Annotated in this window: 13 protein-coding genes and 2 tRNA genes; 5 read left to right on the top strand and 10 right to left on the bottom strand. The window is 44.7% G+C overall.

All coding sequences use genetic code 11. The annotated features are described in order from the left end of the window. Window positions 1-30 precede the first annotated feature (30 nt). Entirely contained in the window at window positions 31-981 is a 951-nt protein-coding gene (locus ONB37_04180; GenBank protein ID MDZ7399346.1) for a prohibitin family protein, read from the bottom strand. A 345-nt stretch (window positions 982-1,326) separates the two neighbouring features. On the opposite strand from ONB37_04180, the gene glnA reads away from it, so the two are divergent. After that, window positions 1,327-2,670: a type I glutamate--ammonia ligase gene (gene glnA / locus ONB37_04175; protein ID MDZ7399345.1), complete on the top strand. Its 1,344-nt coding sequence runs from the start codon at window positions 1,327-1,329 to the stop codon at window positions 2,668-2,670. 202 nt (window positions 2,671-2,872) lie between these two features. Here the strand turns inward: glnA and ONB37_04170 are convergent, their stop codons facing one another. From ONB37_04170 to ONB37_04155, 4 genes are all read right to left on the bottom strand, one after another. After that, window positions 2,873-4,291, bottom strand: coding sequence for an aldehyde dehydrogenase family protein (locus ONB37_04170; protein ID MDZ7399344.1), 1,419 nt, complete (start codon window positions 4,289-4,291; stop codon window positions 2,873-2,875). Between the two features lie 217 nt (window positions 4,292-4,508). Then, the gene (locus ONB37_04165) at window positions 4,509-5,630 is read right to left on the bottom strand and encodes a hypothetical protein (GenBank protein ID MDZ7399343.1); all 1,122 of its coding nucleotides are present in this window, start codon (window positions 5,628-5,630) and stop codon (window positions 4,509-4,511) included. Then, a complete protein-coding gene (locus ONB37_04160) occupies window positions 5,611-6,075 on the bottom strand; it encodes a hypothetical protein (protein MDZ7399342.1) in 465 nt (154 codons plus the stop codon). The genes ONB37_04165 and ONB37_04160 overlap by 20 nt, the downstream gene beginning before the upstream one ends. 1,077 nt (window positions 6,076-7,152) lie before the next feature. Next, window positions 7,153-11,301, bottom strand: coding sequence for a malectin domain-containing carbohydrate-binding protein (locus ONB37_04155; protein ID MDZ7399341.1), 4,149 nt, complete (start codon window positions 11,299-11,301; stop codon window positions 7,153-7,155). 600 nt (window positions 11,302-11,901) lie between these two features. Between ONB37_04155 and ONB37_04150 the strand changes: the two genes are divergently transcribed. Both ONB37_04150 and ONB37_04145 read left to right on the top strand, forming a co-directional pair. Next, window positions 11,902-13,137, top strand: a complete 1,236-nt coding sequence (locus ONB37_04150) for an ArgE/DapE family deacylase (GenBank protein MDZ7399340.1) — start codon at window positions 11,902-11,904, stop codon at window positions 13,135-13,137. Between the two features lie 152 nt (window positions 13,138-13,289). Then, the gene (locus tag ONB37_04145; protein MDZ7399339.1) at window positions 13,290-14,429 is read left to right on the top strand and encodes an MFS transporter; all 1,140 of its coding nucleotides are present in this window, start codon (window positions 13,290-13,292) and stop codon (window positions 14,427-14,429) included. On the opposite strand, the gene ONB37_04140 is transcribed toward ONB37_04145, so the two are convergent. The 5 genes from ONB37_04140 to ONB37_04120 form a co-directional block, all read right to left on the bottom strand. Next, window positions 14,417-15,646, bottom strand: a complete 1,230-nt coding sequence (locus tag ONB37_04140) for a hemolysin family protein (protein MDZ7399338.1) — start codon at window positions 15,644-15,646, stop codon at window positions 14,417-14,419. The genes ONB37_04145 and ONB37_04140 overlap by 13 nt on opposite strands. Next, entirely contained in the window at window positions 15,647-16,261 is a 615-nt protein-coding gene (locus ONB37_04135; GenBank protein ID MDZ7399337.1) for a YigZ family protein, read from the bottom strand. 129 nt (window positions 16,262-16,390) lie between these two features. Beyond that, a tRNA-Asp gene (locus ONB37_04130) sits at window positions 16,391-16,464 on the bottom strand. Between the two features lie 60 nt (window positions 16,465-16,524). After that, window positions 16,525-16,599, bottom strand: a tRNA-Val gene (locus ONB37_04125). A gap of 81 nt (window positions 16,600-16,680) precedes the next feature. After that, window positions 16,681-16,950, bottom strand: coding sequence for a DUF3098 domain-containing protein (locus tag ONB37_04120; protein ID MDZ7399336.1), 270 nt, complete (start codon window positions 16,948-16,950; stop codon window positions 16,681-16,683). Between the two features lie 461 nt (window positions 16,951-17,411). On the opposite strand from ONB37_04120, the gene ONB37_04115 reads away from it, so the two are divergent. Together ONB37_04115 and ONB37_04110 are read left to right on the top strand one after the other, a co-directional pair. Further along, window positions 17,412-18,266, top strand: a complete 855-nt coding sequence (locus ONB37_04115) for a DUF2156 domain-containing protein (protein MDZ7399335.1) — start codon at window positions 17,412-17,414, stop codon at window positions 18,264-18,266. A 65-nt stretch (window positions 18,267-18,331) separates the two neighbouring features. Beyond that, a complete protein-coding gene (locus tag ONB37_04110) occupies window positions 18,332-20,983 on the top strand; it encodes a S9 family peptidase (GenBank protein ID MDZ7399334.1) in 2,652 nt (883 codons plus the stop codon). Window positions 20,984-21,005 lie beyond the last annotated feature (22 nt).

The raw sequence follows: 21,005 nt of genomic DNA, 5'->3' as shown, positions 1-21,005 counted from the left end.
AAATATCAGGGAATTGGGAAATTTTTTTGCTTATTTTTGAGGGCTGCCAAATCCCTGCAGATTGAATAATGGAACAGCACTCTGAGGCAAAATTCCCCACTGGATGTTAGGAGCAAGCTTTTGGACAAATTCCCATTGAATGATCGTCGGATTTTTGGTCAATGCTGCTTGTCGGATTTCGATGCTCTTTGCATCACCTTCTGCTGCAACGATTTTCTGTTCCTTCCGAATTTTTTCTTGCTCGAGCTTATTCTTCTCGGTGGTGATATTTTCTAAGGCGATTTGTTTTTCCTCTAATGTCCGGGCATACTCATCCGTGAAAATGATATTGCGCAGAACGAGTTCGTCGAGGATCAGTCCGTTTTCTTGAAATTTTGGGTAGATTTCATCGAACAGCGCTTGTTGGGCTTCGTAGCTCCTCTTGGTATAAAGATCATAGGAGGCAAATCGGGTGGGCACGCGGCGTCCTGAACCACGGATTTCGGTCTTGACGACTTTTTCCACATAATCTCGTTCTGTCCCAAGATTTTGCAAGATCCATGTTGCCTTTCCGGGCTGGATCATAAATCGGGCAGTAATACCCACGCGGATTTTTTGTCCATCCGCAGTGAGCGCTGTGATGATCACATCTGGGAAATCGGCCTGGCTGGACTCGGGATTGTCCGAAGCCTCATACGTCTTCTTAACGGTTGGGAAAATTACGACTTCATCGATCAATGGAATGATGAAATGCAGTCCTGGGGTCAGCTCGCTTTTCACAGCGCCAAGTCGTTTCACGACGCCGACGGTTCCTGCCTCGATAATGGTCACAGATTGGATGATAAAAGCGATGATCAATATGATGATGATGGCGAAAATGATGAGTTTCATATTGCCTCGGAACGCCGATGTTACTGGATTTACGCCAGCGCGATTTTTTAATGAAAAGAGATAGCTCACAAAGATCGCTCCAATAATGAAAGCTAAGACATACCCGAACATAGAGACCTCCTCCATCTAGTTTAAATTCATCTTTGTAATTTATTGATAATCTCGAAGACGATTTGCCATGAAGTTGATAAATGCCTCCGCAAAGATATAGCATAAAAATTAAAATAGCAATAAAAATTTGTTTGACATTGAGCGAAAAACTAATTATATTTGCCGCTAAAATTTTGAACAGGCAATTCCAATAAATAGCGCCTGTCCCCATTGGATGAGAGCGTCCGATAAATATCAAATCCAACATTCGTTCTGCATTTTTAAACCTCGTTTTTAAAAACGGATCTGTTTGGAGTGGGCGTGAGAATAAATCATGCCAAATAAAACCTGAGGAGCAAGAGTGACATGGACAATCTGCGAAAACAAAAAGTGCTGGAATTGGCGAAACGGAATAAAGTTCGATTTATCAGATTCTGGTTCAGCGACTTGTTGGGTTTTCTGAAGAGTTTTGCGATCACGATTGATGAATTTGAGAACGCCATGGAGGAGGGGATGGGATTCGATGGGTCATCGATCGAAGGTTTTGCCCGAATCGATGAGAGCGATATGATAGCCAAGCCCGATATCGATACCTTTCAAATTTTGCCATGGAAAACGGCGGACAATAGCGTGGTGGCACGAGTTTTCTGCGATATCTACACGCCAGACGGTCAACCATACCAGGGAGATCCGCGGTGGGTATTGAAAAAAAATCTTGAACGAATGAAAAGCATGGGGTTCGATCATTTTTACGTCGGTCCAGAGTTGGAATATTTTTATTTTAAAAACGGCAATGGCAATGGAACTCCTGAGGTTTTGGATCATGGTGGCTACTTTGATTTGACGCCATTGGACGTGGCCAGCGATCTTCGCAAGGAAACTGTGCTGATGTTGGAGGATATGGGCATTCGAGTGGAATACACGCATCATGAAGTCGGGCCTAGCCAGCACGAAATCGATCTCCGCTATACCGACGCGCTCACCATGGCCGATTATGCCATGACCTATCGACTGGTGGTGAAAGAGATCGCTATTCGGCATGGGGTCTATGCCACGTTTATGCCCAAGCCGCTGTTTGGATATAACGGTAGCGGAATGCATACCCACCAATCGCTATTTAAGGGCAATTCCAACGCGTTTTTTAGCCCCACAGACCCATATCATCTATCAGATGTCGCCAAGAAATACATTGCTGGATTGTTGAAACACGCACCAGAGTTTACTGTCATCACGAACCAATGGGTCAATTCCTATAAGCGGCTGGTACCTGGGTACGAAGCGCCGGTCTATCTCTCCTGGGCGACGAGAAACCGATCTGATTTGATCCGCGTCCCTGGTTATAAGCCCGGCAATGAAATGGCTACCCGCGTAGAATTGCGCTCTCCAGATCCAGCTTGCAACCCGTATCTTGCCTTTGCGGTGATGCTTTCTGCTGGGTTGGAAGGGATCGAAAAGGGATATGAGTTGGCCCCACCAGTTGAGCGCAATGTTTATACGATGACTGAAAAGGAGCGAAAGGAACTGGGGATCGCTTCTTTGCCAAAAGATTTGCATGAGGCCATTCAAATCGCACGACAGAGCGAGTGGCTCAGGCGAACCTTGGGCGACCACGTCTATGAGAAATTTCTCGAAAACAAGGAGATCGAGTGGGAGAATTATCGCGCCCAAGTGACGAGTTGGGAATTGCAGCGATATCTCCCCGTGCTTTAAATGCGGTGCTAAACGAAATCGGTGGTCTGTGTCAGTTGCCTCTGCGATCTTTTTGATATATCTTTGAGGGGTAACCTAAAGGGCAAATTAGAGACATCAGCATTCAAGGGGGATTGGATCGTCTCGATCGCATCGCAGAGGCGGATCCTATGGTCCTTCAATGGGAGGGAAATGACCGAACCTGGCATTGAAAGGATAGGGATCAGATATTTTTATTGAATTCTCTTTCTATCGCTTCAGCAGTCCAGGCTGGGTCGAGGTAGATATCATGATCAAGATTGCTCCAGCGTTCATTCATCCGACGCCGGCAGATGCGATGGATATTGAGCAAGTGTCGAATGGAGATGTTATCAGTGGTGCTATTTTTCCCGCCCGAACCGCAGCTTAGAGTGAATGAAGGGGGCAAAGTGTTAAATGTCCCGCCCAACGCGCCCTGAGTCGATGGGGTATTCACCAAGATCCTGGCGACATCGATCATGTTCGAAAAATATTCGATTCGTTCTGGATTGTTGGAATAAATCACTGCTGTATGACCGATACCGCCGAATTGAGTGATCTGGGCGCAGCGCTGGATGGCTGTTTCAAAATCTGGTTCGATATAAAAAGCTAAAATTGGCGCCAGAATTTCTGCTGATAGCGGGCAGTTGGGAGATACCTCGTCAAGGATGGCAACAAGCACCGATGTATCCTGCGGGACTGAGATCCCGGCCATTTGGGCGATCCGCTGAACGGATTGTCCGACGACCGCAGGGGACATCATCCCGCGCTCTCGATCATAAGCGATACGTTCCACCTTCTCGATTTCATCCTCATTTAAAAAATAGGCCTTTTGCCGCTTGAATTCAGCAATCACTGCATCGGAAATCTCCTTTTTGACCACAATCGCTTGTTCGCTGGCACAAACAGAACCGTTATCAAATGTTTTCGATAATAAAATATTATTCACGGCAAACGGAATATCAGCAGATGCGCCGATGTATACTGGCACATTTCCTGCGCCAACCCCGATTGTTGGCGTGCCAGAGCTGTAGGCTGCTTTGACCAATTCGTTCGTCCCAGTCGCCAAGATCAAAGACAATCTTTTATGGCTCATCAGTTCCTTGGTCTTTGCCAAATTGGGCTTACCTAGCCATTGGATGCAATGCTCCGGAGCGCCTGCTTCTCGTGCCGCTTCGTCACAGATGCGACTGGTTTCTGCAACACAGTTTTTCGACATCGGCGTGGAGCTGAGGATGATTGGATTTCGGGTCTTCATGGCGATCAATATTTTAAAAATGGCAGTGGAGGTTGGATTGATGACAGGAATCAGGCCCAAAATCGGGCCGATCGGTTGGGCCAGTTCGATGATCCCGGAGCAAGAATCCGAATAAATTACCCCCACCGTTTTCTGATCTTTGATATGCTCATAGACAAGCTGACTTGCGATCACATTTTTGATCACTTTATGTTGCCATATTCCTAACTGGGTTTCCTCTGCCGCCAGCTTGGCCAATTCAATCCTGTGATTCATTGCGGCGAGATAAACGGCTCGAACGATTTGATCGGTTTGCTGTTGATTCAGTCTCCGAAATCTCAGCGCTGCTTGGTGCGCTTGTTCAATGATTTGATCCGTTGACGCCATGAGGAATTCTCCAATTCTTAACCTGGTCAACTAATTGGCAAAGGGATCATCTCTGGCCCCAAGGGAGTCTGTTCATCTCCCGCCATCCTCAGCTCTAATTAATCAACCAACCGAATTTTGCATCAAAGTGCCACATTCGTTGTTGAGGGATTTACATCCTTCATCAGGAAGCCCATTTCCGAAGGTCGGATCGTGCTGGACGCCAATTTAGATGGGATTAGAAATCCGAATCCCGTTGATCAGGCGATTCTTTTGCTGTTTTTCTTTTTCGCGAAGAAACGACAAATTGATAAATGATGAATCCCAAAATGAGCACGGCTAAGGCTATTCCGATATAAAAAACGTAATTGGTTTTTTCAGGCTGAACCACCTTCACTCGCTGGATAGCCGCTTCGTATCGCGCCAGTAAAGCCGAATGATCCGCAGCCACATTGTTCTTGGTGAAAATTTGATTATATTGTTTCATCCGCTCGAAGTTTTTTAGCAGTTCCTTATGACCAAGGGAATCCACTTCGGTCATTGCTTCAACGCGCTTGATTTCAGTTTCAATAGCGGTGCTGAAGGCGGTATCAAGGTTTTGATCAAGGAGGATCATCTGCCTTGTTTCGTTTTCGGCGGTGGGCAGGCCCATTAGCATCTCTGAGATCGCATGCATATAATTATCTCGTTCCTGCGAGAGAGCAGCCAATTGTTGCTCTAATTTCTTCCGTTCGGCTCGGCTTGCTGCAGCGGAGCGTTTTAATTTCTCCAGGTCCTCGGTTAATGCAGCATATCGAGTATTGATCGATCGGATTGAATCGGTGAGCACTTCGGCTAATAAACTGAATTTGCTCGAGAGCCGATCCATGATCCCGATAGATGCGAATTGTTCGATCTGCCTGACCGATGGCAGGTTTCGAATCGCCAACTTGAACTCTGGCTCCAATTCATAAATGGAGAGGATGGAATCTCGATGAGCAATGAGTTTCTCGCTCATGCTTCGGGCCATTTGGGTATATTGAGTAACTGATTCAACAGATGGAGGAAGATCCGGGAAAACGGATTCAACCTGGGCTTGTGCATAAAGCGCCTCCAAGCTGCGGATGATCGCGGCCATATTATTGGCTACAGTCTGCAATTTTGGTAGTAGCTTTTTACCAAATACCCCGTTTGGATCCAAATTCGGATCGATTTCAATTTGCGCTTGAGCATCGGAAATCCGGGTCAGTGCGAGCATATAATCGCCCTGTAGCAGGGCTTGTTTTGCAGCATCATACATCTCCTGTATGTCCTGCGCAATCACGAACGTCCCCCAACAAAGCGCGATCAAAAAGATGAATCTACTTACCACATTTTTCATGGATGTTACCCTTTCTATCGATAAAGATCTCGTGCTGATTAAATCGAAACTTCACACAGGCATGGTCTCGTGTGCCATATCGAGATAACCCAATTTGACGATAATCGTCGGTCTTATCTTTTGGTGTCACATCGATGGCTTTGAATTTCGCCGACATGCCGTCTCGTTGTGGTTCAATCATCCAGACGTGTTTGAAACCGTCAGCACAGATGAAATATCGGCCGTAATTCTGGATGAGTTTAATTTTTTCTGGCTGGACTTGTTCGGCTTTTATAATTTCAGCAAGCCAGAGCACTCCGAAAAATTGTTCATCGCTGCCAATAGTTACCGAACTATCTGGCGCCACTGGTAGATTTAATGAAACTGAGAACTGCTCAAATTGGATTCGATTTGCAGCGCAGTTCAATGTTCCAACAATGGCAAACAAAAGGATGTATTTTTTCATTCTGCCTCCTAAATAATTGCACCTGAGATTTGCCCAGAATAGAAAAAATTTAGTTTCCGAACCATCGATTGCTGGGGAGAAATGAAATGATTCTTTTATGACCACCAGAGTGTTTCGTCTTCCTCACTCGAACAATCATTGCGATGATTCATTTTTGTGATTCTGCAGAAGTCAATTTCCCAACAAACAAAATGGATACATTAAGTCGATCGGCTGTTCGTGATACTACCTGTTTTACGAAATTTGAGATTTTTGCCCTCTCATCGGGTCAGAAGAGAATTTAATTACATTCTAGCCTGGAGCGTAAAAGGAAATCTCGATCCCAAATTATTATTGTTTAAACGGCATGAATATATAATTTTTTCTTGAAAAATGCAAAATAGTTTTTTTATTATTACAACTATTTCTTATTGGAACTCATTCATCCCGGAAACAAAAATCAGCCATTGGAGTCTTCTATTGGCAAAAATTTTTGAGCGGATTTACTTTCATTTGAAACGGTGGGGTACGATATTGAAAAAGCTTTCTTTTGTTCGATAATCCAAGAGCCCTCTTTTACTTGTTCGGTTTTTGTTCTGAAAGCGCCTCTTTTGTCAGGGAAAAAATCCGTTCGCAGCGACGTGATAATAAATCAGCGCGAGAAAGCTGAACCACATTTCAAATTGAACCTTTATTTCAAAAATGAATTCAAGCGGCTTGAAAAGAAATTTTGCTCACAACAAAACGCGAAAGCCTGTTCTCAAAGAATAGGAGTTGTACCCTTTCGTGTGTTTCTTGGGTCAATTTTTGCATGCCGCTTTTCTCTTTAGGGTTTTAGGTCGAATTAGAAAAATCTTCGATCTTTCAGAGGAAGCAATTATTAGATGATAAAACGGGTTGAATTTCGCTGTAGAGGTATCCAGCATGTAAAAACCATCACCATCGATCCAAAAAAATTCGCCAGTTGACAGGCCTGGTCGCAAATAGTTTTCTGTCAACTGGCGAACGTTTTTAAGATGGACGGATTTCAAGAGTTCTGGATAGACCCGCGGCGTAGCATTGTAGCAAAGCATTGCCCTGCTGCGAGGTCCATTGGGGCTATTTCAATAGCAGCATCTTTTTCACCTGTTGAAATGCGGGATGCTTTTGGTCCTTAGGCGTTATCTGAATTTTATAGATGTAAACGCCAGAGCTGACTGAAGCTCCATTCTGATCGCGACCGTCCCAATGAATCGAATGGAACCCAGCACTCATGTCCTGTTGCAGCAAAGTTCGTTGCTTTTGACCTAATAGATTATAGATTTCCAGGGTCACTCTTCCAGCAATTGGTAGAGCAAAGCGAATCTGGGTTTCCATGTTGAACGGGTTCGGATAGTTCTGAGCCAATTCGAACTGGTTTGGGATCGTCTGCTGATCGTTGTTGTCGACCAAACCGCTGGGAAGTTGGGGTGCTTCAGCCACTTCTATCCCTGCGATGCTCGGTTCACCATTTTTCGCGATGAATTTAATGTCGAGCTGGTGATCCTGCACTTCGACCACCACCTGCTTGATCAGCGCAGTCAGACGGCCGCATTCAGCGAATACGTCGAGATTTTCTAGAACAAGGCTATCCTCGATCTGAACATCGAACTGGCGTTGGCCTGCGGCTTGGTGCTCAAGCTCCACAAAATGCAAAGTGATCCCATAGCGGCCGTTTTTCTGGATCGGCAAATGATAGCGAAGCGGTGCTTTTTGGACAGTTTGGTACAACCAGTCGTTCTCGGTATTTGCGATACTATCGACGGATGTTACCGGCTGACCATCTTCGGCGAAGACATCTTCGAACCAATAATTTCCTGCTTCATCCACCCATTCCCAGCCGCCGCAATTGATGCGCAATGGTTCTTTTGTTGTAGCTAACTTCAGGACGACTGATTGATTACCCCCATCGCTCACCACTTCAATCGTACCAACAAAATCTGAGCTATCTGGCAATTCGCTGCGGTCAATTGCAATAGTTACAGCTTGGGTGTCGGAAGGAGCGAGCACGCCATTGCTCGGAACCATTTGTTTCACCCAAGGTAGGTTCGATGGGTTGGTTAGGGACCAATTCATTGGGATCGAACCAGTATTTACGAGGCTGAAGCTTCGTTGTGTGAGCAAAGAGCCGAACTTTAATGAGGTCGGGGCCACGGCAAGCTGCGAAGTTTGATAGAGTTCAATCGCAGCGATAATCGGCGCACCAGCCTTCGCGATAAAGGATATATCGAATTGATTGTCTGAAATGGTAATTTTTCCGGTTTTGATTAGAGCGGTCCGAACCCCAGCCTCAGCACAGATGTCGAGATCTTTGAACATCAGGCTATCTTCGATTTGGATATCGAAAACTCGGTCTCCAGCCGTTTGGTACTGGATCTCCGCGAAATGCAATGCAAACCCATAAAGGCCGTTATGCTGAACTGGAAGTTGATACTTGTTCAAACCAACCCATGCAGTTTGATATAAATCATCATCACTACTGTTCTGGATTGTGTCTTGGCAAGTTAATTTCTGGGCGTCGCTGGCTAACAGGTCATCGAACCAGAGTTGTTTCTGGCTGTCCAGATATTCGGGGCCAGCACAATTGATCCGAACTGGCTGATGTCCAGTCTCGGCTGCCAAAATGATATTTTGAACATTGCCTTCGCTCTCAATAGTGATATGCCCCAGATGTACGCTATCCGATAGCGCCGTTCGATCGATGATGGCGGCGACCAGTTGCGTATCTGCAGGGGCCAATTTCCCGCTTGCTGGCACTATTGATTTGATCCAAGGGTCATTTTTCTGGTTGATCGCTCTCCAGTTCAGTTCCACTGGACCAGCGTTAACCACTTGAAATTGCCTTTTAGTCAACAGCGAGCCGAACTTCAATGTCGTTGGCTGAACCGCCATAATTGGGGTAAGGAAGAGCTCAATGGCCGATATGCAGCTTTCACCAGTTTTCGCTGTAAAGGAAATATCAATTTGCCTGTCATTCACTTCAATTTGCACAGATTTAGCATAAGCAGTGAAGCGACCTGCCTCAGCAAAGATATCAAAATTCTCCAACACAAGCTGGTCTTCGATTTTGACATCGAATACCCGCCTTCCTGTGGATTGGTGCTGGATCTCAGCAAAATGCAAATCGATCCGATAGAGTCCATTGTTTTGAACCGCAAATTGATATTTGCTGACGCCAGTGCGACAAAATTGATACAACTGATCATCATCGGTTTTGGAAATGGTATCCTGACAGGAGATCGTCCTGCCGCCGACATATGAGTTATCTTCAAGCCATGAATTGCTATTTCGATCGAGATACTCCGTTCCACCGCAATTGAGCCTTAGCGGTTTGTTCTTGGTCTCGAACCTTATGGCAACCGTTTCATTTCCTGCATTGGTTTGGACGGCCAAATTGCCTTGGAAAAGCGAATCTGCCAAATTCGTTCGATCGATGGTAATGGTGATTGACCGCGAGGCCTTAGGTGTTAAGGTTCCGTTCGACGGTGAAATCGATTTCAACCAGGGATCGTTCGTAGGATTCTTCACTACCCAATTCAAATCCAGCGTCCCAAGATTTTTCAAGACGAAGCTTCGTTTGGTCAGGATTGAAGCGAAGTTCAGCGTATTGGTTTCGAGTTCTAGCATCGGGATTTGGTGCAGCTCGATCGCGGATATGCAGGGTTCGCCGGTCTTTTTGATAAATAAGATATCAAGTTGTCCATCAGTAACTTCGATCTTGGCGGACTTAATGATCGCATAGTTTTTTCCATGCTGGGCGAAGATATCAAAATTTTGGACGAGTAAGCTATCCTCTATTTTCAAATCGAAAACGCGCTTGTTAGCTTCATTGTGCTGGAGTTCAGCAAAATGTAACACCACTTGATAGTAACCATTTTTTTGTACCGATAGCTGATACTTACTCATGCCCGTTCGGAAGGACTGGTAGATCGGATCATTTTCAGTATTTTCGATCGCCACATTCGAATAGCTGGTTTGTCCGCCAACAAATCCCAAATCGCTGGACCAGCGATGCTGCTCCTTATCTACATACTCATTCCCGCCACAGTTGATCGTCAAAGGTTTATTATAAGTGTCCAAGTATAATTCGACGTTTTCATTGCCACCATTAGATGAGACGGAAATGATCCCATGATACGTGCTGTCAGTTAGCCCGGTCCGATCGACGGTCACTTGGACATCCTGAGATTTTCCTGGCTCGAGTTTACCATTGAGCGGCGAAATTTGCTTGATCCATGGATCGTTGTTTCTGTTTTGCGCGCTCCAATTTAAATCAGCGGTGCCGACATTTTTCAAGCTAAACGATGTTTTGGTCAGGATGGCGCCAAAATCGATTTTCAGTTGTTGAACCTGTAAAATGGCAACCTTGGAGACCACATCCATCATGACCTTAACGTTATCATTTCCACCGTTCGAAGATATGTTGATGTTCCCTTCATAATGACCATCAGCTAACCCAGAGCGAGATACCTGGACTTCCACATATTGGTATTGGCCTTGATACAACGTGCCGCTGGTCGGCGACACTGAGGTGATCCAGAGCTCATCTGGATCTTCAGCGCAGCTCCACTCTAATGGCAACTCGCCGCCATTTTTGATTTTAAAGGACTGCTTGTAGGAATAGTCATAAAAGTCCAGCTCATGCGGATCTACCCACAACTTGGGCTCATGAGTGCCTTGTTCGACCACAGCGATGGCCTTAACGTTGGCATGTGCCAAAGTAACACCAGGCTCTTTTTCAATCGTGATGAACTGGATATCCAGAATTCCATCGCTCACATCGATGATGAAGGTCTTATCGCAGGCTGCGGCAAATCCAACTTCAGCGATAATATCGAAGTTATTCAGCACCCGCTGACCCTCAATGTCCACATGGAAAACCCGTTCGCCAACATTGTCATAATAAAGTTCAGCGAACTTCAATGTGACCACGTAAGTGCCGTTGGGAACAGTGAACAAATAGCTGTCTAAAGCGTTGTGCTCATATTGATACAATGGGTCATCATTCGTGCCGCTGATTGGGTAATCATAAAATAAAAAATAGCCAGGATTCACATAGCCCCAGCTTCCAGGGGTATAGGGTTGGTCTGCATGCCAAAGGTTGCGTTCCGTATCCCAATAATCATTACCACCGCAGTTCACCCGAATAACAGTTTGAGCTGATAAAGGAGTAGAAAGACAAAGAATGAGCAAGGCGGCGACGAGACATCTAAAGGTTGAAGTATCCATGATTCCCCCACAAATTTGGTGAGTCAATTAAGGTTGAAAAAATCATGCTTGATTCATTTTTCTCTCGAATGAGTAGCTCGAATAGCGCTGCTGAAGAAAAAAGAACCATCTCGATTTTGCCATATTATACCTTCAAACTGTTAATTCTGAGCAATTCAGAGGAAATTGAATGATAAGGCTAAGCAAAAAGTACCGCATCGCTGGAGACCAAATTTTCCACCCTCCCGAAAATAATATCTTGCATTTCACGAAAAATTTCATATAATAGAACTTTTAAGAGCCTCTCCGAAAAATGGAAAAATTGACCAGGTGCTTACCTGATAAAGCAGTCCAATTCGTTGAGATCGGTACTAAAATAGCAAGCGTCAGGCCAGCGCCTATTTAGAGAGCCTGTTGAAAATAGTGTTCGCATCGGTGATTTCACCAACCATCTTGTAAATCATTTGCCGATGCAAATGCGATTTTTAGATTAATGAATGCCGGAAGAAAGAGGTGACCAGGAAGTGATAGTGAAAAATGAAATGATCTAGAGTTTTCGATCCAATGTTTTTCAAATGCGGTTATCGCCGATAGAATTTTTTTGAAAAAAATGAGGTGAGTATGAACTTACATAGAAAGATTAATCAGTATTTTCAAGACCATCGCAAAGCGATTGAGCAGCGGATCATCGAATTGGTAACCGAGATGGTTAGGCAACGGACCGTGAATGTGATTCCAGAGAAATTGCCAGAACATCCCTATTTAAGGGTTCGTGGAGAGGAATATCGGGTAGCAGAGATTGTTAAACGGGAGTTATCGCGACTTGGTATTCCCTTCGACGAATTTGCCAGACAGCGAGAACGGCCAAACATTATCGGCAAGCTGGGGAAAAATGTCAGCGGCAAGAGATTGTTGTTGCCGGCGCACATGGATGTTGTTCCCGCAGGAGAAGGTTGGGAGCACAATGCATTCGATGTAGTGGTGAAGGATGGCAAATTATATGGCCGTGGCACGAATGATAACAAAGGCCCTTTAGCTGCAATTTTGTTGGCGTCGGCAGTGATCAAACAGTTGGAGCTGGATCAACAATTGAATGGGCAGTTGCTCATCGCTGCGCTGGCGGACGAGGAGGCTGCTGACCCAAATGGGGTTGATTATGGCATCGGCTATCTGTTGGAGGGGCGACTGATCAATCCGACTCACGCCATTGTGCCTGATATCGGGCATGAAATGAGAGAAATTGACATCGCTGAGAAGGGCCGAATGGTGATTCGGATCTCTGCTTTTGGTCAGCAGGCCCATGGCTCAACCCCAGAAAAGGGGATCAATGCCATTTTCATGATGGCGAAACTGATCCCTCTTTTAGAACAGCTTCAATTCGAATACCACCCTCATCCCCTGTTAGGAGGCCCGACTTTAAATCTTGGCGAGATCCATGGCGGGGTTGCTGCGAATGTGGTCCCAGCAAATTGTTCGATTTATTTGGATATTCGCACGGTCCCCGGCATGGATCGAACTGGGGTATTGGACCAGATCCATCGGTGCATCGATCGAATTCCCGGTGGCAATTTTCAAGTCGAAATTTTATCAGAAAGTCTTCCCTTTAGCGTTTCAGCTGATAATGAATTGGTAAAGCTGATTCAAAAATATACCGAATCGGAGTTGGGTTTCATTGCAACCCCGATGGGAATGGGCGGCGGCACGTACGCCAAAAATTTAATTCAGCATGGTGTTCTTACAGTCGGCTGGGGGCCAGGAGGAGATACAGCCCATATCGCCAATGAGTATATCGAACTGCTGCAATTGGTGGATTTCGCCCGGTTGTCGGTATTGATCGCCATAGACTTACTTCAATAGGCAGATTGAAGAACGCAATCTCGGGTGATGTCGAGCTATCATCGAGATAAGAAGATGGGGGAGAATGCATTACATGATGCATCTGGAGGATAAAAACGGTCCACAAGCATCAGAAAAATATTGCTACCATATCCGATCAGAAAAAGCTTTGGCTGGTAACATTTGGTCATTTTACCACGGATTTCTATAACGGCTTTTTAGCTCCGCTGTTGCCGCTTATTGTCGTGAAATTGAATTTATCTTTGGCACTTGCAGGATTGTTATTATCGATCTTCTCGATTTCCAGCTCACTGGTTCAGCCGATCACTGGTGTCATCTCAGATCGATTGTCCCGAAATTACTTCCTGGTATTTGGCCCATTAATAACCGCAATCTTTATGGGATTGCTCGGTTGGGTAAATCGTTATTCCACATTGATCCTGATTTTGGTCATGAGCGGCCTCGGGACAGCGATGTTTCACCCCGCTGGTGCTGCTGCCGTGGGGACCGTGAATCATTGTCGCAAGGGATTTTCAATGTCAGTATTCAATATGGCTGGAGCATTGGGAGTTGCACTGGGAAGTCTTGTGATTATCCCGATTACAGATCGCTATGGTATCAAATCCGCCATTTTTACCATGTTGCTATCGCTTATTTTCTCGATCTACGCTGGTCAATTTTTTCTGGCTCGGAAAACGGATCCTGTGATCAGCGAACCAATGAGTCAGCATCAAAACCGCTCCAAACTAAATCGGTTATTATTGATCAATCTCTATTTGATGGTCGTGATTCGAGCCACCATGGTCCAATCATTCGCTGGTTTTATTCCCCTCTACTTGACGTCAAAAGGGGAGAGCCATGTGTTCGGCGGAACTGCGCTGGCCATTTTCCAACTTTTCACGACGACAGGAATTCTGATCGGAGGCTATTTGTTCGATCGGATCGGCAGCAAAAAAACGTTGCAGCTTTCATTTGTTACTGTCTTGCCATGTGCATTGGGGTTTATTAATCTTCCAATGGGAAGCAATCTGGTCTGTCTAGCGCTGTTGGGCTTGTTTATTCAATTATCGACATCAGTTAACATTGTTTTGGGACAGCAGATCCTTCCTCGGCAGGCAAGCTTAGTATCTTCGATTATGATGGGAATGGGCTGGGGAGCATCCGGCTTACTGATGACGCCGATCGGGGCGCTTGCCGACAAAATTGGATTATATTGGACCCTGACACTGATCAGTTTTTTCTCTTTGGTTGGAATGATGCTGGTCAAAATATTTGCCATTCAACAACGGCGAATAGTATTTCAAACCGTTTGATTGAGATTTTTCAGAATTATTTTTACTAAAATAATCCGCTTTCGACTCGCTTTTTCGACGATTATTTTGTATCGTTCAGTATCAATGCTTTCGCCTGGATGAGGGATTCGTCCTAACTTATCTGTAATAAAACCTCCAATCGTGGTATAATCGCCCTCTTCAATTTCCAAACCAAATTTTTCATTAAGCTCGTCCACTTCAGCCTGGCCAACCACTTTGATGGTTCGTTCATCTTCCATGATATACATCGGTTCATGGTCCAGATCGAACTCATCATAGATTTCGCCGAAAAGCTCTTCAATGAGATCTTCAAGGGTCACCAGTCCAGCCGTCCCGCCATATTCGTCCAACACGACTGCAATGCTTATTTTTTGCCGTTGAAATTCCTTTAATAATTCAAAGGCGGATTTCGTCTCTGGTACATAAAGAATCTCTTCGCAGATTTCTTTAAGCTCTTTAGGATTAAAAAAGAGGTCTTTTGCATAAACAACTGCCACAATGTTGTCGATGTCCTTATCGTAAATCGGCAACCGGGAGACGCCAGTTTCATTAATTTTATCAATCAGATCATCGATAGATGATTCGATGCTCATTGCGATGATCTCAGTTCTCGGGACCATGGTCTCTTTAACCCGAGTAGTGCGCAGATCAAAAATCCGGCTGATGATCTCCCGCTCCTCCGACTCAATGATCCCGTATTTTTCACTCTCATAAATGTATTTCTGAACATCGCTGCGTGTAAGAATTTGTGGAATCGACTTTTCATCGGAGATCTTGAATCGGCGCATTAGGAAGTTTGAAAGACCAATCAGGAGGTAGCTGAGCGGACTGAAAATTATTTTGTAAAAATACAGCAAACGTCCGAAAGATAGAATTAGCTGATTGGCGAACTCCCAGGCGATGACCTTGGGGATGATTTCAGCAAATATCAATAGCAGCCCAGTAGAAATGATGACCAGCATAAAATCCTGAACCGATCCACGAAGTATCAGCACAATGAGCGATGTAAATAACACATTGCTGAAATTGTTACCGATGAGTGCAGTCACGATAAATGACTCTGGCTGCTTGATAAAGTTATAGACCAGCTTTGCGCCTTTGATTTTCCGCCGGTGCAAAACTTCGATTTTAAGCCGGCTGGCAGATAAAAAGGCCGTTTCTGAACTGGAAAAAAATGCAGATAGCAGAAGGGCCAAAATGACGAATAGAATTTCCATTTAGCTAACAGGTTGAATTCGGATTTTTCCGGATGTCGCCTCGATCAATTGGCGCTTGAAATTATCGATTTGGCTGATTCGGATCGACGTGACCAAATGCGCCTGTTGATCGAAATCAGAACGATGAATGGTTGCCTGGAACGATGAAAGGACGCTCATTACTGGATTGGTTAATTGATAATCAAAATGGAGTTCTAATCGTTGGGCAAGGTAATTTGTTATAATGGTGCATCGCTCGAGAACCAGATGTGCGCAATCTGCGTAAGCCCGTGCCAATCCTCCCTTGCCAAGCTTAGTCCCACCGAAATACCGCGTCACGATTACGCAAATGTTGGTCAATCCCTTGCCTTTGATGACCGAGAGGATCGGCTGTCCAGCCGTTCCCGATGGCTCGCCAGCATCGCTCATTCGATAAACTGCAGATGAAGCCCAACCGAGCTGATAGGCATAGCAATGATGGGTCGCATCAAAATATTTTTGTGAAATCCGTTGGATAAACTCTTGAGCCTGATTGATTGTGGCGACAGGAGATGCAGTTCCGATGAACAAAGACCCCTTCACTTTTAATTCAGCACTTTGTTCATCACTTATGGTAACGTATTCATCATTAAACATGTTTGGATTTGGTTGTATTCGGTTAGATGGTAACCCCAATTTCGACCATGGATTTGGATGCTTTCAGGCAAAAGCGTTTCACCCCATAGAAAAAAAAGGGCTATCAGAATGAATGATAGCCCTTTTTAGCGGGGCCGACGGGGCTCGAACCCGCGACCTTCGGCTTGACAGGCCGATGTGCTAACCAACTGCACCACGACCCCTTATTTGCTAAATTTGTTGATCTATAGTAAAGCTCACGTTTTTCTCATTACTTCAGATTGTGGGCAATACTGGACTTGAACCAGTGACCTCCTGCTTGTAAGGCAGGCGCTCTAAACCACCTGAGCTAATCGCCCGTTTGATTAATTCCGTCCTCTTTTTGATCTAATGCTGAATCCATAACGCAATTATCCCTGCAAATGTTCCCCAGCAATTTCTCATGATTGCTGAGAAGGCTCAGATTGAGCTCCAGAGCTTTTTCTGCGATACAAAATCGCTATCGGGATAATCACGCAATAGCTTAGCACCAGCAAAATTGGAGCTAAAGTAAGTGACCAAAAACTATCAGCTGGACCTTGGGCCAAAAAAATGTAGCCTAACACCAATGTGAGGATGCCGATCAAAAAAATGATATAATTTTCACGGCCAAATGAAATTTGCCCCACACGCTTTTTCGTCACTCTATCTTTTGACTTATCTTTTTTCATAGCGGATAAAAATATAATGAAAACGATCGAAATAGTCAAGAGAAATTATTTTCAATTTCGAAAATTTTAAAATAAATTTCCTCAAACCGCGCATTGCTTTATTCACTGTACCGCTTCAATCTGAATTTGTTTATCATCTTTGGATGAAGAAATCCTGTTGTATGCTTATCTTACCGTTGAGAAAAGAAATCTTGATTTTGTAACTTTAATTTCGTATTTTAGCGCATTATTTTTATGATTATGATTCATTCATAAAATTTTTGTCGAATCAAGTACGCTCGCTTCAATTTTGTGTTCCATAGCTGTCCATTAATTGAAAAGCATTATTTTTTGAACCCCTAAAGGTTGTGTTCAATGGCCCATCGGGGAAAAATGGTTATGGAATCATTCGTGAGGATCTATTCGAATAACGGTAAATAGTTTGAACATTGTTGATAATTCTCATTCATGAAGAACAAATTATGATACCCCTCTATCCAGAATCAACCGAAATTACACTGAATTTGAGGCCAATTCTACATCCAAAATTTCAGACCTTATCCGAGGGCGTTTCCGAGTTCTCTTTTGCGAATATTTATCTGTTTCGAAAAACGCACCAATATCGATTATCTCAGCTTGATGATGAACTGCTGGTCATCTTAGGAAACGATGATGGAAAGCCGTTTTTTATGCTTCCGTTTGGATTACCAGATCAAACAAAAGTGGCGATGCTTTTTGATCATCACAAATCCATGAAGGCTGCCACGGAAGCTCAAGCGAAAACCCTTGAGGCTTGGGGGTACCGTGTGCTCGAGGATCGCGATAATTTTGATTACCTCTATGATCGGGAGGAACTGGCCAAATTGGCTGGGAGAAAATATCATAAAAAGAAAAATTTGGTCAATGCCTTTATCAACAATTATAACTATGAGGGAAAACCTTTGTTGGAAAATTTCATCCCTGATGCAATTCGGGTTCTGGAGTTATGGCGCAATGGCCGCGATAATCCTGGCGACTATTTGGCCAATAAAGAGGCCCTGGAGAAAGCTGAGGAGCTGCAACTGTGTGGCGGGATCTATTATGTTGAAGGGGAGCCCGCTGCTTTTACGCTTGGAGAAGAGTTGGCCCACGGGAAAAGCTTTGTCATTCATTTCGAAAAGGCACTGGGAAAATATAAGGGTATCTATCAGTTCGTCAATCAATGCTTTGCTTCAATTTTGCCAGAAAATTATAAGTTCATCAATCGCGAACAAGATCTAGGCGATCCAGGCTTACGCCAGGCAAAGATGAGCTATCAACCAGTTGGATTCGTTAAAAAGTATCGGGTGTTTCGATAAAAGCCTTGAGCTTTTGTCATTCTCCAATACACTTTTCACCAATTCCATTCATTGGGAGCAAATCGATGAGCAGACGATTTTTGAATTTTACCGCCGCAATTTTGTTAATTTTTGCTGTCACCCTCTGGTGGTTCTTGGTCCCATCCAATGCTGAATCGGACAAATCTGAAATCCAAATTGCTGATTGGTTAGGGATCGGACCGATGGAAGCTCGGCTGCCAATTTTTCATGATACGAAAAACCTCAATGGCAAACAGTTTGACATGAAAAGTCTTTTAGCGTTTGAGCACTTGTCCGTGGATAAGCTATGGCCTAGCGAGGGCGAGGTCTTTCAATGGGACGAATCGCATTCCTTTCGATGGATCCACTTATCTGCGAATACGATGGGGTGGATCGAATTTTCCACGCCGAATAATGATCTTCCGCAAATGTTCTATATAGCTTCCTATATCGAGGCAAAGCGATGGATGAAAATCAAATTATCGGTTTATAGTCATCATTTGTTTCAGGTATTTGTCGATGGTCAGAAGATGACGGAGAAAACATCTTCGGAACAACCCAAAGATGATTCCACCGATGTCGCAGCAGGAAAAATCACTCAGGAGATCAAGTTAGAGACCGGAAAACATTTGCTTGCAATTAAATTATTGAAGGATCCAGTCAATCATTCTCCATTCCGTTTAAAAGCAACGTTGCAATTGGATGAGCCATGGTTAACAAGTGACTTGATCGCTTCAATTTCGCCCCAGCAACAAAAATCCATCAGACATTTGCTCGATGGCCCCAAATTGGTTTCGGTTTCGGTCTCTCCTGATGGGGAGCTGACTGCAATCAAAATGCGCCAGAGTTTACCTCCCAGCGATGACTCGGAATCGTGGATTGAATTGCGACGGACGAATGACGGCAAGTTGGTGAACACTTATCGCGGGGGAATACAAGTCAGTGATGTCAACTGGTCACCCATTGGCAGAAAATTCTCGTATACAAGCTCTGGCAAAGAGGGAGCCACGTTATGGATCGTTGATTTGGACCAAGGCACTGCAACTGCAATTATGGAGCGGGTTAAGGATCTCGGTCAGCATACTTGGGCACCAAATGGCACTTTTATCATTTACAGCATAATTGAAAAATCGGAGACAGATAAATCTGGATTAAAAAAGTTAGAAGGCATGCCAGACCGACAATCCGGCTGGAGAAATCGCACTTTTCTGTATCGGCTTAATGTTCCGCAAGGTACTCGGCAGCGTCTGACCAGTGGATTGCTATCTACCGAATTGAATAGCATAAGTCCTGATAGCAAAAAGCTATTGTTCAGTCGTTCTTACGAAGATTTCACCGAACGGCCATATTCCAAGCAAGAGGTTTTCATCCTCGATCTTGCCGATATGACCGTGGATACATTATGGACCAGCCCCTGGTCTGGAACTGTGCAATGGTCCCCTGACGGCACCAAATTACTTGTAACAGGTGGCCCTTCCATGTTCGGTGGCCTGGGGATCAACGTCTCTGAAGGAAAAATTCCGAATGATTACGATACCCAAGCTTATATTTATGACTTAAAATCTCGCCGCGCTGAGCCAATCACTCGCGATTTCAATCCCACTATTGGACAAGCAGTCTGGAGCAAGTTGGAAAATTGCATTTATTTCACCACCACTGATCGTTCTTTGCGACAACTTTATCGTTATGACCTGAGCAAAAAAAGGTTCGAACGGATCGACACTGGCGTTGAAGTGCTGAGCAACTTCGATCTGGCGCTCAATCGACCAATGGCAGTCTACTCTGGCTCCAGCAGTTCCAGGCCAACCAAAGCATTCAGCATTGATTTGAAGACGAGAAAATTCCGTTTATTGGCTGATCCTGAAGCAGAGAGTTTCCGACATGTGGTGTTCGGCAGAGTTGAAAACTGGACCTTCAAGAATTCGCGGAATGTAGAGATCGATGGGCATGTCTATTACCCGCCAGATTTTGATCCATCCAAGAAGTACCCATGCATCGTGTATTATTATGGTGGGACCTCGCCAGTTACGCGTGATTTTGGCGGCAGGTACCCGAAGAACCTTTATGCTGCCAATGGATATATCGTCTATGTGTTGCAGCCGAGTGGCGCAGTTGGGTATGGTCAGGAATTTTCAGCTCTACACGTGAACGATTGGGGGATGATTGTGGCAGACGAAATCATCGATGGGGTAAAGAAATTTCTTGCCGCTCATCCGTTCGTCGATGAGCATCGCGTCGGTTGTTTAGGAGCTTCTTATGGTGGGTTCATGACAATGCTGTTATTAACGAAAACCGATATTTTTGCCGCAGCCGTGGCTCACGCTGGCATTAGCTCCATTTCCAGCTATTGGGGTGAGGGATATTGGGGCTATATCTACAGTGCCGTCGCAACAGCCAATAGCTTCCCATGGAATCGAAAAGACATCTATATTGGGCAGAGCCCCTTGTTTCATGCCGATAAGATTAAGACGCCATTACTGTTATTGCACGGTTCGGATGACACCAACGTCCCGCCAGGTGAGAGCCGCCAGCTTTATACTGCACTTAAATTGCTCGGCAGGGAGGTAGAGCTCATTGAAGTCGAAGGGCAGGACCACCACATTTTGAACTATAACAAGCGAATCAAATGGACGAAAACTATTTTAGCGTGGTTCGATAAATGGCTAAAAGGACAACCCCAATGGTGGGATGAACTCTATCCCAAGCTGGGAAAATAACTTTTTCGGATGCATGATCGAA

This window comes from candidate division KSB1 bacterium (genome assembly GCA_034506395.1).
GTDB lineage: Bacteria > Zhuqueibacterota > Zhuqueibacteria > Thermofontimicrobiales > Thermofontimicrobiaceae > Thermofontimicrobium.
The sequence above is the reverse complement of the archived record's forward strand: the minus strand, read 5'-3'. Positions and strand labels throughout refer to the sequence as shown.

Excerpts from the sequence above, each read along its gene's own strand:
- ONB37_04140 (MDZ7399338.1), bottom strand. The coding sequence starts at position 15,646 with ATGGAAATTCTATTCGTCATTTTGGCCCTTCTGCTATCTGCATTTTTT.
- ONB37_04180 (MDZ7399346.1), bottom strand. The coding sequence starts at position 981 with ATGTTCGGGTATGTCTTAGCTTTCATTATTGGAGCGATCTTTGTGAGC.
- ONB37_04150 (MDZ7399340.1), top strand. The coding sequence starts at position 11,902 with ATGAACTTACATAGAAAGATTAATCAGTATTTTCAAGACCATCGCAAA.
- ONB37_04160 (MDZ7399342.1), bottom strand. The coding sequence starts at position 6,075 with ATGAAAAAATACATCCTTTTGTTTGCCATTGTTGGAACATTGAACTGC.
- ONB37_04165 (MDZ7399343.1), bottom strand. The coding sequence starts at position 5,630 with ATGAAAAATGTGGTAAGTAGATTCATCTTTTTGATCGCGCTTTGTTGG.
- ONB37_04110 (MDZ7399334.1), top strand. The coding sequence starts at position 18,332 with ATGAGCAGACGATTTTTGAATTTTACCGCCGCAATTTTGTTAATTTTT.
- ONB37_04170 (MDZ7399344.1), bottom strand. The coding sequence starts at position 4,291 with ATGGCGTCAACGGATCAAATCATTGAACAAGCGCACCAAGCAGCGCTG.
- ONB37_04120 (MDZ7399336.1), bottom strand. The coding sequence starts at position 16,950 with ATGAAAAAAGATAAGTCAAAAGATAGAGTGACGAAAAAGCGTGTGGGG.
- ONB37_04115 (MDZ7399335.1), top strand. The coding sequence starts at position 17,412 with ATGATACCCCTCTATCCAGAATCAACCGAAATTACACTGAATTTGAGG.
- glnA (MDZ7399345.1), top strand. The coding sequence starts at position 1,327 with ATGGACAATCTGCGAAAACAAAAAGTGCTGGAATTGGCGAAACGGAAT.
- ONB37_04155 (MDZ7399341.1), bottom strand. The coding sequence starts at position 11,301 with ATGGATACTTCAACCTTTAGATGTCTCGTCGCCGCCTTGCTCATTCTT.
- ONB37_04135 (MDZ7399337.1), bottom strand. The coding sequence starts at position 16,261 with ATGTTTAATGATGAATACGTTACCATAAGTGATGAACAAAGTGCTGAA.